Annotated in this window: 13 protein-coding genes; 7 read left to right on the forward strand and 6 right to left on the reverse strand. The window is 67.5% G+C overall.

What is annotated here, in order from left to right:
• Positions 1–249: 249 nt before the first annotated feature.
• From AC1DYI_RS15265 to AC1DYI_RS15275, 3 genes are all read right to left on the reverse strand, one after another.
• A complete protein-coding gene (locus AC1DYI_RS15265) occupies positions 250–396 on the reverse strand; it encodes a hypothetical protein (RefSeq protein ID WP_477204977.1) in 147 nt (48 codons plus the stop codon).
• 414 nt (positions 397–810) lie between these two features.
• Positions 811–2,142 carry an ATP-binding protein gene (locus AC1DYI_RS15270; RefSeq protein WP_477204978.1) on the reverse strand — a complete coding sequence of 444 codons (1,332 nt, stop codon included), beginning with the start codon at positions 2,140–2,142 and terminating at the stop codon, positions 811–813.
• A gap of 2 nt (positions 2,143–2,144) precedes the next feature.
• Positions 2,145–2,885 (reverse strand): response regulator, encoded by a 741-nt coding sequence (locus AC1DYI_RS15275; protein ID WP_477204979.1) that lies wholly within the window; start codon positions 2,883–2,885, stop codon positions 2,145–2,147.
• A gap of 211 nt (positions 2,886–3,096) precedes the next feature.
• Here AC1DYI_RS15275 and AC1DYI_RS15280 point away from each other — a divergent pair, with 211 nt between their 5' ends.
• A complete protein-coding gene (locus tag AC1DYI_RS15280) occupies positions 3,097–3,249 on the forward strand; it encodes a hypothetical protein (RefSeq protein WP_477204980.1) in 153 nt (50 codons plus the stop codon).
• Here AC1DYI_RS15280 and AC1DYI_RS15285 read toward each other — a convergent pair.
• The 3 genes from AC1DYI_RS15285 to AC1DYI_RS15295 form a co-directional block, all read right to left on the reverse strand.
• Entirely contained in the window at positions 3,224–3,937 is a 714-nt protein-coding gene (locus tag AC1DYI_RS15285; RefSeq protein WP_477204981.1) for a sulfite exporter TauE/SafE family protein, read from the reverse strand. The genes AC1DYI_RS15280 and AC1DYI_RS15285 overlap by 26 nt on opposite strands.
• A gap of 20 nt (positions 3,938–3,957) precedes the next feature.
• A complete protein-coding gene (locus AC1DYI_RS15290) occupies positions 3,958–4,479 on the reverse strand; it encodes a DinB family protein (protein ID WP_477204982.1) in 522 nt (173 codons plus the stop codon).
• 84 nt (positions 4,480–4,563) lie between these two features.
• Positions 4,564–5,037 carry a cupin domain-containing protein gene (locus AC1DYI_RS15295; protein WP_477204983.1) on the reverse strand — a complete coding sequence of 158 codons (474 nt, stop codon included), beginning with the start codon at positions 5,035–5,037 and terminating at the stop codon, positions 4,564–4,566.
• Positions 5,038–5,200: 163 nt separating this feature from the next.
• Between AC1DYI_RS15295 and AC1DYI_RS15300 the strand changes: the two genes are divergently transcribed.
• The 6 genes from AC1DYI_RS15300 to AC1DYI_RS15325 all read left to right on the forward strand — a co-directional run bounded on the left by AC1DYI_RS15300 (position 5,201) and on the right by AC1DYI_RS15325 (position 11,976).
• The gene (locus tag AC1DYI_RS15300) at positions 5,201–7,018 is read left to right on the forward strand and encodes a zinc-ribbon domain-containing protein (RefSeq protein ID WP_477204984.1); all 1,818 of its coding nucleotides are present in this window, start codon (positions 5,201–5,203) and stop codon (positions 7,016–7,018) included.
• A gap of 131 nt (positions 7,019–7,149) precedes the next feature.
• Entirely contained in the window at positions 7,150–9,309 is a 2,160-nt protein-coding gene (locus AC1DYI_RS15305; RefSeq protein ID WP_477204985.1) for a prolyl oligopeptidase family serine peptidase, read from the forward strand.
• A gap of 195 nt (positions 9,310–9,504) precedes the next feature.
• Positions 9,505–10,167 (forward strand): TetR/AcrR family transcriptional regulator, encoded by a 663-nt coding sequence (locus tag AC1DYI_RS15310; RefSeq protein WP_477204986.1) that lies wholly within the window; start codon positions 9,505–9,507, stop codon positions 10,165–10,167.
• Positions 10,168–10,204: 37 nt separating this feature from the next.
• Entirely contained in the window at positions 10,205–10,678 is a 474-nt protein-coding gene (locus AC1DYI_RS15315) for a VOC family protein (protein ID WP_477204987.1), read from the forward strand.
• A gap of 2 nt (positions 10,679–10,680) precedes the next feature.
• Positions 10,681–10,803, forward strand: coding sequence for a hypothetical protein (locus AC1DYI_RS15320; RefSeq protein ID WP_477204988.1), 123 nt, complete (start codon positions 10,681–10,683; stop codon positions 10,801–10,803).
• 417 nt (positions 10,804–11,220) lie between these two features.
• On the forward strand, positions 11,221–11,976 hold the full coding sequence (locus tag AC1DYI_RS15325) for a hypothetical protein (RefSeq protein ID WP_477204989.1): 756 nt from the start codon (positions 11,221–11,223) through the stop codon (positions 11,974–11,976).
• Positions 11,977–12,260 lie beyond the last annotated feature (284 nt).

Below are 12,260 nucleotides of genomic sequence, written 5' to 3' on the forward strand. Positions count from 1 at the left end.
CCGGTGGGCTCGGGCGTGTGCAAGGGCCAGGACTGCAGGGCAGCCGCGCTGGCAGCGGCCAGGGCAGGCGAGGGCAGTTGTGTCGACAGCAGCGATGCGCTGAGCAACTGCAGGCCGTGGCGACGGGTGATCGAAGGCATGGCGCGTCTCCTGCTGCCGCCTTGCGTTGCGGCAGCGGGTTGGAGTGTGGCGCCATCGACCGCCGCGTGCTTGCTGCGGAGTTTGAAACTCAGTTCGACGGCTGGGGGCTCACTGACGGTTGGTCTCGAGCCGGTTGTCGCAGTCGTCTTGCAGGTCGCGCTGGTACTCGCGCAGCCACGCCCAGGCCAGGCGATTGATGTGGGCCGGCGTTTCGATCAGGGCCGGCGGGGAGCTCAGCGCCGGCGCTTCTTCCACTGGCGGGGCCGCAGCGCTGCTGCCGTAGCAGATGCTGCAAGCGGCTGTGCCGCCCCACGTGGCGAGCCAGCGCTGTGAGCGTCGGACGCGGCCGTGGGCTCGCCGAAGATTTCGAATCGACGCGATACGAAGCTTTCGAAAGTGGTCCATACGAAATCACGCAAGCAGCCAGAAGTGACCGGTGCCAGTATATGTAAGCACGACACGCTGGTGAAGAGTGGCGTTGGTAAAGGCTTGTTCGACACGGGTTAACACCGCTTTTCAATGGAAGCGGTTTCGAAAAACTTTATCGTGGAAATAACCTTCCTTATATTTCATTTAATTTCATTCATATTCGTTTTCCGTCCTCGCGGCGTCGTGCTGCCGGCGAGACGTTTACAAAGATTCACGTAGCGCACGCGCTTGCCCAGCCACTCAGCCAGGGCGTTCCGCCGGCCATGTCACCCGCGCGATCAGCCCGCCGCCCTCGCGCGGCAGCAGATCGAAGCGGGCGCCGTGGGCCCTGGCCACGCGGTCGGCGATCGCCAGGCCGAGGCCGGCGCCGCTGGGCCCGCCGCGTGCCTGGTCGCCGCGCGCAAACGGCTGCTTCAGCGATTCGACGTGCGCGGCGTCGATGCCTGGTCCGCGGTCGCAAACCTCGAGCCATTGGGCGCCCTGGTCCTCGCCGGTGGCCACCTCGATCGGGGGAGCCCCGTGGCGCTGGGCGTTGACGACCAGGTTCAGCACCAGCCGCACAACACCTTGCGGACGCATCGCGCGCAAGGGCAGGGGATTCAACTGAAGCTGCACGTTGTCGTGCGGGCACAGTGCCAGCGCCTCGTGCACCAACGCGTTCAGGTCGACTTCGACCAGCGGCTCGCGTTCGCCTTGGCTGCTGCGCATGAAGTCGAGAAAGCGGCTGAGCAGCCCGTCCATCGCGTCGATGTTGCGGTTCACGGTGGCCAGCAGTTCGGCCTCGGCGCGACCGTCGAGCATCTCGGTGGCCAGCCGCATCTTGGCCAGCGGCGTGCGCAGGTCGTGCGACAGCCCGGCCAGCATCAGCGCTCGTTCGCGCTCGCTTTGCGCGAGGCTGGCCACCATGTCGTTGAAGGCCTGCGAGACGCTGGCGATCTCGCGCGGCGTGCGGGGCGGGTCGACAGGCAGTGGCTCGGGCCGTTCGCCCCGTCCCAGCGCGGCCGAGGCTTGCACCAGCGCGTTCAGCGGCCGGTTGATGCGGCGCTGGATCAGCCACGCGCCGACGATGGCAAGCAAGGCGGTGGCCGCGGTGGCGGCCAGCCAGGCGCCATTGAACACCGGTGTCGGGGGCAGGCTCGACAGCGTGACCCAGTACGGCTGATGGTCGATGTCCAGCCGCACCTGGATGATGTGGCCGCCGGGATGTCGCCAGTTCAGCGTTCGGCCGGTGCGTGTCCAGCGTTCGTTCAGTTGGTCCAGGAAGACACGTTGCAAGCGCGTGGAGCGCCACCGGGCCTCGTCGTCGCCAGCGCGGCTTTCGCTGCGATCGATCGCCTGCTGCACCTGTGCATTGAAATGCTCGACGAACGCGGCTCGTTGTTCGACCGGCAGGCTGCCCAGGCCTTGCTCCAGGGCCTGCAACTCGCGCACCGTGCTTTCCGTCACCAGCGTCGTGCGTGGCAGCGTCACCAGCGTGCGGAACAGCCAGGCGCTGCCAAGCTGGCCGACGAGGATCAGCGCGACGATCAGCAGCAGGTTGCGCTGGAACAGCGTGCGCGGCAACCAGGCCATCGTCAGTCGGAGCCTGGCACTGTGCCGCCATCCGGCACGAAGACATAACCGCGGCCCCACACGGTCTGGATATGGCGCGGCGCCGAAGGGTCTTGCTCGATCGCCCGGCGCAGCCGCATCACCTGCGCGTCGATGCTGCGGCTGGTCACCTCGTGTTCGCGGTCCTGGCCCTTGACGAGCTCGATCAGCTTTTCGCGGCCCAGCGGGCGGTTCGGGTTCATCACCAGTGCATGCAGAAGCTGGAACTCGCCGGTGGTCAGCGCGACCGGTTCGCCATCGCGTTCGAGCAGGCGCTGCGCCGCGTGCAGCGTGTAGCGGCCGAAGTGCACCGGCTCGTCGCCGAGGGGGCCGCCGTGCGCACCGAGCAGTTTCTGTCGCCGCACCATCGCCTGAATGCGCGCCAGCAGCTCGCGTGGGTTGAAGGGTTTGGGCAGGTAATCGTCGGCGCCCATCTCGAGCCCGATGATCCTGTCGACCGGGTCACCGCGTGCGGTCAGCATCAGGATCGGCACCGTCTCGCCGGCATGGCGCAGGCGCCGGCACAGCGACAGGCCGTCTTCGCCCGGCATCATCACGTCCAGCACCAGCACATCGAAGCGCTCGCGCGCCAGCAGCCGCTCGGCCGACGCAGCGTCTTGCACTGCGCGCACCTTCAGCCCTTGTTCACCGAGGTAACGCTGCAGCAGCCCGCGCAACTCGGCCTCGTCGTCGGCAATCAGCACGGTGATCGGGGTCTCGCTCATCCGCCGATGTTAGGAGCGCGCGCTTCGCTGTTGCGGCGAGCCTGAGCGAAGTGATGACAAACGATGACAACGTGTCCCCGCTGTAATCGGCTGTCATTGCACGGCGTGTTGGGAGCGCGCACAGTCAGTCGACCTCGGGAATAGTGCCGGCGTCTGTCATCACGTCATCGGGCACTGTCCCCGTACACACCAGAGCAGAAGGGAGCGACAGTTGAAGAACATCCGGTTCGTGTTCATGGGTTTGTCGATGGCTGCGCTGGCCGCGTTGTCGTTGCTGTCTGCACTGGCCTTGCTGAACGCCGCGCAGGCGCAGGGCTGGCCGGCCGCCGATGGGGGTGTCAGCCGGCCAGCCGTGCGATCGTGAGCGCACCGAGCGCGCAGCTGAACAGCCCGACCCCTGCTTGCATCAACTGATGCAGCCGTGTCAGGCGCCGAGCCGACAGCCGCAGCGGCAGCGCGATCACCACCGACAACACCGCCATGCCGGCGATCGAGCCGAGGCCGAACAGCGCGATGTAGCCCAAGCCCAGCGGCACCGACGGTGCGGCATGCAGGCTCAGCAGCACCAGCGCCGCCGAGCCGGCCAGCCCGTGCATCATGCCGACCGCCAGCGCGCGCAGCGGCCAGCGGCCTGGGTGCCCATGCCGGTGGGGCGACTGGACGTGCGGCCCTTCGCTACGGTGGCTGTGAGCGTGCACATGCACCACCCCGGGGCCTTGCGGATGCACGTGTTGGTGCAAATGAAAGTGGATGCGCTCGCGCCACGACCGGCGCAGCACATCGGCGCCCAGCAGCACCAGCATGCCGCCGACGCCGGTTTCCAGCGCACGCTCCAGCGTCGGTGAAGCCACCTGGCCCAGTGCCAGCACCGCGCCAGCAAAAGCCAGCAGCGTCAACGTGTGGCCCAGGCCCCAGCCAACGCCCTGGCGCAGTGCCTGGCGCCAGTCGGCCGGCCGGGCGGCCAACGTCGCGACAGCCGCCAGGTGGTCGGCTTCGGTCGCGTGCTGCACGCCGAGCAGCAGGCCGATGAAGAGGATGGACAGGGCGGTCATGCGACAACGCCCTGCAAGCCCTATGCCGGTGCGTGCACGACTGCAGTTGGCAGGCGCGCCGCCTCGATCTGGCCCATCAGCCACTGCAGGCCGGCCAGGTGCTGTTGGTCGTGGCTGCACAGGTAGTGCACCAGGCCGCGCAGCGTCACCGGGCCATAACCTTCGAACAACGCGGTGCGCTCGAACTGCGCCGGAGCCAGTCCGGCCAGCAACGCCACGGTTTCCGCGCGGGCCCGGCGAAAGTCGGACAGCACCTCGGCGGCGTTCGCATCGCCGTAGCGGCGATCTTTCGCCAGTGCGTCGGTGTCCAGCGACACGAGCGTCGGGTGGCTTTCGTGCAGCGTGCGGTGCAGGCGCAGCTGGTAGCCGTCGACCTCGATGTCGCGCACATGGCAGACCTGCTCGATCGCGGTCAGTGGCTCGCTCGGCACACCCGCCCATGACGGCGGGGTCCAATGCTTGAAGTCGGCCGGCACGGCCGCGTAGTGTGCTTCCAGTTGCTGCGGAAATGCAGCCAGCGCCTGGAGGGTGATCGGGTGCATGCGGGGAAGTGGCGAGACCGCCAGGAAAGGGGCGGGCCACTGTAGCGTGGCCTTGTTGACCTTGCGATACGTGAGCTGAAGCGCTCAGCCGTGCGGGTGCGTCGGGTCGATCCAGGGCACGTCTTCGGGCGGCTCGGCGGGCTCGATGTCCAGGTTCACCGCCACCGCCTGGCCGTCGCTGCGCACCAGCACGCACTCCAGCACCTCTGTCGCACTGGCGTTGATTTCCTGGTGCGGCACGAACGGTGGCACATAGATGAAATCACCCGGCCCGGCCTCGGCGGTGAACTCCAGCCGCTCGCCCCAGCGCATGCGTGCGCGGCCAGCGATCACGTAAATCACGCTTTCCAGCGGCCCATGGTGATGCGCGCCAGTCTTCGCATTTGGGTGGATGTGCACCGTGCCGGCCCAGAGCTTTTGCGCCCCGACACGGGCAAACGTGATCGCCGCCTTGCGGTCCATGCCCGGCGTCTGCGCGGTGTTCGCATCCAGGCTGTGCGCCGGCACGACACGCACGCCATCGTGCTTCCAGGCGGGGTCGGTGGGCAGAGTGGTCATGGCCTCTCGATTCTGCGCCGCCGCTGCGTCAGGCGAAAGGGGGCGCCCGCTTGCGATGGCAAGATGACCCGTCAGCGCGTCCATGCTACGGCCTGGGCCCGATACTCGTGCCCCTCACGGCCCCATCCCGCGCGGGCCTCCAAACTGTCAGGGAACCGTCGTCATGGCCTACGACTACAGCTCCGAGAACCAGCGGCTGGAGCTGCCGAATCCGTACCGCGTCGAGAACGCGTTTCTCTTTCTTTGCGCGGCCGTGATGGCGGCGGGTGGTTTGCTCGCGCTGTTCTGGGCGCGCAACTACCTGCAGTACGGCGGTGGGCGCGGCCTGATCCCGTTGCTGGTGGGGATGGGGCTGCTGTCGACCGCGATCGGGTTTTCGATGCGCTCGGCGCGTCGCTTGCGTTTCTTCTTCGGCCGTGGCCGGCCGGCTTCGCTGGCGCCGGAAGTGGCGGTTGGCGCGACCGGCAACTCTGACCTGGCCGACCGCTACAAGGACATGCTGCGCCAAGGCGGCCTGGCGTACCCGGAGCCGCAAGGCGCGCTGAACGGCTTGCTCTACCACGCGATCCCGCGCCTGATCACCGCGCCGCTGAAGGTGCAGGCGATGGCGCAGACGCATTTCTTCAAYGCGTTGTCGTTCGCGGTCACCTGCCTGTCGTTTGCCGTGGGCTGGGGCCTGCTCGGCACAGAAGACTCGCGGCCGTTGATTGGCGCGGCCTACCTGGTGTTCGCGGCCTTGGTGCTGCTCAAGCCCTTGTATGCCGGCGAGCGGGCGCGGATGAGCCACGTCTGGTTGATCGGCCTGGCGGTCGTCGCGGTGGTGGGCCCGGTCGTCCTGGGCTGGGCCGGCAGGGCGCTGCCGACGATGCCGGTCCAACTGCACGGGCAGACGCTCTTCCTGTTGTTGTCGTCGCTGCTGGCGGTCGGGCTGATCCTGATGGCCTTGTATGCCCAGGTCGACCCACCACCGGCCACCGAACGCAGCCAGGAGCAGCGGACCCTGTCGATGAACGGCCCGCCGGCCGCGATCCTCACCGAGCTGGATCGCAAGCTGCAGGACGCCTGGTCCGAGCGCATCCCGAACCGGCGCTACACGCGGCTGGAGCCGACGACGCAGGCGGCGGCCGGCTCCGGGCGCTTTGCGGGCGAGTTGATGGAAGAGACGCAGCCCTTGCCGATGGCCGGCACGATGGCGCCCACCTTCACCGGCGCGCTGCGAGCGCCTCGGCACCGCGGGCTGGTGCTGCTGGACCTGTACGCGACGCTGCTGGTTGTCGCGGCCACCGCGCTGGCGCTGCTGTATGTCCGCAACCTCGATCCGAGTCGGGTCAACGCAGACGCGCTGCCGCTGGGTCACGCGCCGATCGGCTACTCGCTGATCTGCGTGGCGGTGGCGGCGTTCTGCTTTCAGTCGGCGGGTTCGATCTGGGGCCGATTCACCTTCGAATCGGTGCTGGTGTGGGTCGAGCTGCTGGGGACGTGGCAGACCTCGCGCATCGGCACCGGCAACCAGTTCAACAGCCAGCTGCGCAGCGACAACGAGATCGTGCGCGTCGAGTCGATGACACTGCGGGTCTGGCGCGCGCGCATCGAATCGGTGGTGTTCGGCAAGGACGACGGACGCCAGGTGACGGCCATGTTCAGCACCGCGCAGGAGGCCAGGCAGCTGGCCGACGACCTGACCACGTTTGCGGCGGGCCAGAGCATCTTCGTTGCGCCCGGGTCGGCAACGGACCAGCAGCGGCTGGTCAGCCTGCAGGCCAGCGAGCGGGCGCTGGCGGCCGGTGCCAGAGCCGGTGCCGCAGGGCCAACGCCAGCGCTGGCCGACGCCACAGCGGCACACGAGGCGCTGCGCGTGGCGGCCGCCCATGGCGACCACTCAGCAGCGCTGCGGTTCTGCACCGCCTGCGGTGCGTCGGCGCAGGCCGATGCCCGCTTCTGCGCCCGCTGCGGAACGGCATTGGGCAGCGCCGAAAGCTGAGCTGCCCGCCAGCAGCGCCGTTCAGGCCACGGTGCCGCGGCGTGGGCTATGCGGGCGAGGCGGTCGAAAAGCGTGATAAATCAAGCCGGCGCTCCGTTAGTGTCGTGCCCTGGAAATGCGTGGGAGACACGATGAAAGCAGCTTTGACGACGATCGCGCTCCGCTGTGCGCTGATCGGTGCAGGATGGGGCGCGAGCATGGTCGCCATGGCCGCGAGCCTGACGTACCCCGACGCGCCGCGACGCCCGGTGGTCGACACCTACCACGGCGCTGCGGTGACCGACAACTACCGCTGGCTCGAAGCGACCGACACGCCTGCGGTCGAAGCCTGGGTGGCGCAGCAGAACGCGCTGACGCGCTCGCAGATCGACAAGCTGTCGAACCGTGGTGCCATCCTGGGCGAGTTGACCGAGCTGCTCGGCAAGGCGCCAACGACGCGCCGCGAGCTCCACTACGTTGGCGGCAAACTCTTCGCGATGAAGTCGCAACCGCCGGCCAACCAGCCGCGCCTGGTGGTGCTGGCCGATCCGGCCGACCCGGCTTCAGAGAAAACGATCGTCGACCCCAATGTGCTCAACCCCAAGGGCACGACGACGATCGACTGGTACGTGCCGTCGCTCGATGGCAAGACGGTGGCGGTCAGCCTGTCCGACAACGGCAGCGAAGACGGCACGCTGCATCTGTTCGACGTGGCGACCGGCCGCAAGCTCAGTGACGTGGTGCCTCGCGTGCAGTACCCGACGGGTGGCGGCAGCGTGGCCTGGGCGCCGGGCAACAAGGGGATCTACTACACGCGTTATCCGCAAGGCAAGGAACGGCCGGCGGAAGATGCGAACTTCTACGAGCAGCTCTGGTTCCACCAGCTCGGCACGCCGACGTCGCAGGACAAGTACGTCCTCGGCAAGGAGTTCCCGCGCGTCGCCGAGATCTTCCTCAGCACCACGGAAGACGGCCGTTATGTGCTGGCCGACGTGTTGAACGGTGACGGCGGCGAGCACGCCTTCTACCTGCAACGCCCGGGCAAGCCGTGGACGCGCATCGCCGCTTTCGAAGACGGCGTTCGCAGCATGTCGCTCGGGCGCGACGGCCGCTGGTACGGCGTGGTGGTCAAAGGCTCGCCGCGCGGGCGCATCGTGGCGGGCTCGCTCAACGAGCCGGCCCTCGACAAGGCGAGCCTGGTGGTGCCTGAAAGCGAGGCGACCGTGTCGTCGGTGACGCCGGCCAGCAGCCGGTTCTATGTCGAGTACCTGACCGGTGGCCCGCAGGAGCTGCATGCCTTCACGCTCGCCGGCAAACCGCTCGGGCGCATCGGTAATGAAGCGGTCGCGACGACGCACGCCGGTGCTGCGCTGGCGGGCGATGAGCTGCTGTTCGGCAGCCAGAGCTACGTCAAGCCTTTCGCCTGGTACCGCTACAGCCCGACTGCGAAGGTGCCCAATCCGGAGCCAGTGCAGACCACGCTCAGCGAGCAGCCGAAGAACGTCAAGCTCGACGATGTCGAGGTGCGGCGCGAGTTCGCCACCTCGAAAGACKGCACCAAGGTGCCGGTCAACATCGTCTACAAGAAGGGCATCAAGCTCGACGGCAGCAACCCGCTGCTGCTGACGGCCTATGGCGGCTTCTCGGTGTCGCTGCAGCCGCGCTTTTCGCTGCGGTCTGCCTTCTGGCTCAACCACGGTGGCATCTTCGTGGTGGCCAACCTGCGCGGCGGCGGCGAGTTCGGCGAAGAGTGGCACCTGCAGGGCAACATGACCCGCAAGCAGAACGTGTTCGACGATTTCATCGCCAGCGCGCAGTACATGATCGACAAGGGCTACACCTCGCCGGCCAAGCTGGCCATCGAGGGCGGCAGCAATGGCGGGTTGCTGATGGGCGCCGTGCTGACGCAGCGGCCTGAGCTTTTCAATGCGGTGGTCAGCCATGTGGGCGTCTACGACATGCTGCGGATGGAGCTGTCGCCCAACGGTGCTTTCAACGTGACCGAATTCGGCAGCGTGAAGGACCCGGCGCAGTTCAAGGCACTGCAGGCCTATTCGCCCTATCACCGCGTCGCCGACAGCACCGCCTACCCCGCGGTGTTCCTGCTGACGGGGATGCACGACGGCCGGGTCGAGCCGCACAACTCGCTGAAGATGGCGGCGCGCCTGCAGGCTGCGACAACGTCGGACAAACCGGTGCTGCTGCGCGTGGCGGGCGACGCGGGCCATGGGCAAGGCATGGCACTGTCGTCGGCGATCGAGCAGGAGGCGGATGTGTTCGCGTTCCTGTTCGAACAGCTCGGGGTGAAGTAGGGCTTTTTGCTCTCGCCCGCGGGACCGCCCGCTGCTCCCTGACGCCCGCGCGCCGCTCCGGCCCCGCGGGCGTTTTCGTTTTCAGACCAAACCCCTGACGTCAGCAGGCGATTGACACCGTACCGACCAATCGGTATGGTCCGTACCAACCAATCGGTATGGTAAATGGCAACGAATCAGCAAGGAGTGGCGGCAATGCCTGAACTGGCCACCGGCCCGAAGCGAAAACTGCTCGACGCGGCGCTGCGCGTGATCCGCGTGCAGGGCTACTCCGGCAGCTCGGTGGACGACATCTGCCGCGAGGCGGGCGTCACCAAAGGCAGCTTCTTCCACCACTTCAAGGGCAAGGACGACCTGGCGGTGGCCGCCACCGAGCACTGGAGCGGCTGGACCGGCCAGCTGTTCGCCGAGGCACCGTTCCGCTCGGTGGCGGACCCGCGTGAGCGCGCGCTGGCCTACATCGACTTCCGCGCGGCGCTGATCCAGGGCGAGCTGCCCGACTTCACTTGCCTGCTCGGCACGATGGTGCAGGAGACCTACAACACGCATCCTGCCATCCGCGATGCCTGCAACGAGGCGATCCTGTTCCACGCCCGCACCGTCGAGGCCGACCTGGCCGCAGCCAAGCAGCAATGCGCCCCGCAGGCCGAGTGGGACCCGCTCGACCTGGCTCTGTACGTACAGGCAGCGATCCAGGGCGCGTTCATCCTCGCCAAGGCCCAGAACGACGCGCGCGCGGCGACCCGCGCGATCGCCCACCTGCGCGCCTACGTGGCGTCGCTGTTGCCAGCGCCGCCTGTACAGACGGCGAAACCCACCCGGGCCAGACCTTCCGCTGTGAAGCCGCGGCGCCATTGACCTGTCCATCCCCGACCCACCCAAGGAGAGAAAGACCATGCAAAAGCTGACCCCCTGCCTCTGGTTCAACTTCAACGCCGAAGAGGCGGTCGAGCACTACCTGGGCATCTTCAAGAACGGCAAGGTGCTTGAACTGTCGCGTTATGGTGATGCGATGCCGCAGTTGAAGGGCAAGGTGCTGACGATGCGCTTCGAGCTCGAAGGGCAGGAGTTCCTCGCGCTGAACGCCGGGCCGCAGTTCCCGTTCACCGAGGCGATCTCGATCTCGGTCGATTGCGCCGACCAGGCGGAGGTCGACCGGTTGTGGTCGCGGTTGTGCGAAGGCGGCGCACCCAGCCAGTGCGGCTGGCTGAAGGACAAGTTCGGCCTGTCGTGGCAGATCGTGCCGCGCCAGCTGGTGCAACTGCTGAAGGACCCGGACCCGGCGAAAGCCCAGCGCGTGATGGGCGCGATGATGCAGATGAGCAAGATCGACATCGCCGCGCTCGAAGCCGCGCACAAGGGGCCATGACCATGAACTCCCGCGTCGCCTGGGTCGCCGCGGTCATGGTGCTGGCCGTGCTGTCGGTGATTGCGCAGGCTGGCATCGATGCGCCTGCGGCGCTGGCCACTTTTACCGACCAGCCGGAGGGCTGAGACCGTCGATTGCGCGTGAGAGCCCTGCAAAGGGCTCACGGCTGCCGTGGATGATCCAGGGCCTGTTAGCGCATAAATCACGGCCGCGCCGAGGTGTTCCGGGGATGCAGCGCTAGGCGCCGGCAGGGGCTCGGGCTCTGTGCCCGATCCCCTGCCGGTAACAACGCGATGCGCCCCAGAACACCCCCGGCCCTTCGGGTTGCGCCCATAGCGGGCTCACTCGTCGTTACGAAGCCGCGGCCGTGGATCAACCACGCCCACGACTTCGCGTCTAGATTGAGCCCGCTCTGGGCGGCAACGCGACCGCGATTTATGCGCTAACAGGCCCTACTGGCTAACATGCGCCGCTCGGCGCTTGTGGCAAGACAGGAACGATCGATGGCAATCCGGACGGCGGCATTCTTTCGACACGCGGCGGTGGCCTGTATAGCCATCGTCGCCGGCTCCGGTTTCGCAGCCACGGCTGACGAGCGCCCTTACGTCCGCGTGCACGTCGACCGCATGCCCGCTGCGAAGATGAAGCAGTTCGCCGATGCGAGGCGTGACTGGGTCGCCTTCGTCGGCGACAAGAAGTTGTTCGACCCGTGGTGGGGCACGTTTCTCGAATGGCAGGGGCACGGCTTCCTGAGCCTGCGGCCGTTCAAGAGCCTGGCCGAACTCGAACGTCCGTCGCCTAGTGCGCCGAAAGACGAGGCCTACCGCGCCGCCGTCGCTCGCTACACCGAACAGTCCGACGAAGCGCTCGTCTTCCCGCACACCAGCCAGATCTGGGCAGTCGTGCCCGAGCTGGGCTATCAGCCCGAGCAGGCGGCTGCCAGCCTCTTTGCGCCTTGCAGCGGCACGTTGTCGATGGACACCGTGGCGCCGATGCGCGACGAGGATGCCTACGAAGAGTCGTGGAAGAAGGTGCACGACGCCTTGCGCAAGGTGCACTACCCGCTGACCCACGTGATGTACGCGACCCGCTTCGGCGACGGCCGGATGATGTCGCTGTGGTTGGCGGGCACTGCATCAGCGTTCGAGCAAGCGCCGTCGCTCGACAAAGCCGTGGCCGATGCGCTGGGCGCACCTGCCGCTGCCGAGCTGCTGGCCACGCTGCGCCGGTCCATCGCCGCCAGCGACAGCGGCGCGCTGACCTGCCGGCCCGACCTGAGCACCGCCCGCATCGACTAGGGCTTGCTACCTGCGACACGAACGAGGCGCGCGCTGCGCCGCCGCCCGTCAAGTGGCGTGCGCGGATCCGGCTTGTATGGTTGCGGGGTTGGGGTGGAGGGCCTGAAATCCGGTGATCGGCCTGGGACCGACTGGCGAAGACTGCCCCCACCCCGCCTGCCAGCGTCGATAGAGAACTGCGCGGCCGCCGACAAGGCTGACCGCCGATCTGAGTGCAAGCCAACGCGGCTGGCGGGTCCCCACCCCAACGACTGTCATTGTCGATAGGGGAGACCTGACCATGC

Source organism: Ideonella sp. P3_A4, from assembly GCF_056403075.1.

What these genes read in the sequence shown, in the direction of transcription:
- AC1DYI_RS15310 (WP_477204986.1), top strand. Translation starts at nt 9,505, where the DNA reads ATGCCTGAACTGGCCACCGGCCCGAAGCGAAAACTGCTCGACGCGGCG.
- AC1DYI_RS15275 (WP_477204979.1), bottom strand. Translation starts at nt 2,885, where the DNA reads ATGAGCGAGACCCCGATCACCGTGCTGATTGCCGACGACGAGGCCGAG.
- AC1DYI_RS15320 (WP_477204988.1), top strand. Translation starts at nt 10,681, where the DNA reads ATGAACTCCCGCGTCGCCTGGGTCGCCGCGGTCATGGTGCTGGCCGTG.
- AC1DYI_RS15290 (WP_477204982.1), bottom strand. Translation starts at nt 4,479, where the DNA reads ATGCACCCGATCACCCTCCAGGCGCTGGCTGCATTTCCGCAGCAACTG.
- AC1DYI_RS15315 (WP_477204987.1), top strand. Translation starts at nt 10,205, where the DNA reads ATGCAAAAGCTGACCCCCTGCCTCTGGTTCAACTTCAACGCCGAAGAG.
- AC1DYI_RS15270 (WP_477204978.1), bottom strand. Translation starts at nt 2,142, where the DNA reads ATGGCCTGGTTGCCGCGCACGCTGTTCCAGCGCAACCTGCTGCTGATC.
- AC1DYI_RS15295 (WP_477204983.1), bottom strand. Translation starts at nt 5,037, where the DNA reads ATGACCACTCTGCCCACCGACCCCGCCTGGAAGCACGATGGCGTGCGT.
- AC1DYI_RS15285 (WP_477204981.1), bottom strand. Translation starts at nt 3,937, where the DNA reads ATGACCGCCCTGTCCATCCTCTTCATCGGCCTGCTGCTCGGCGTGCAG.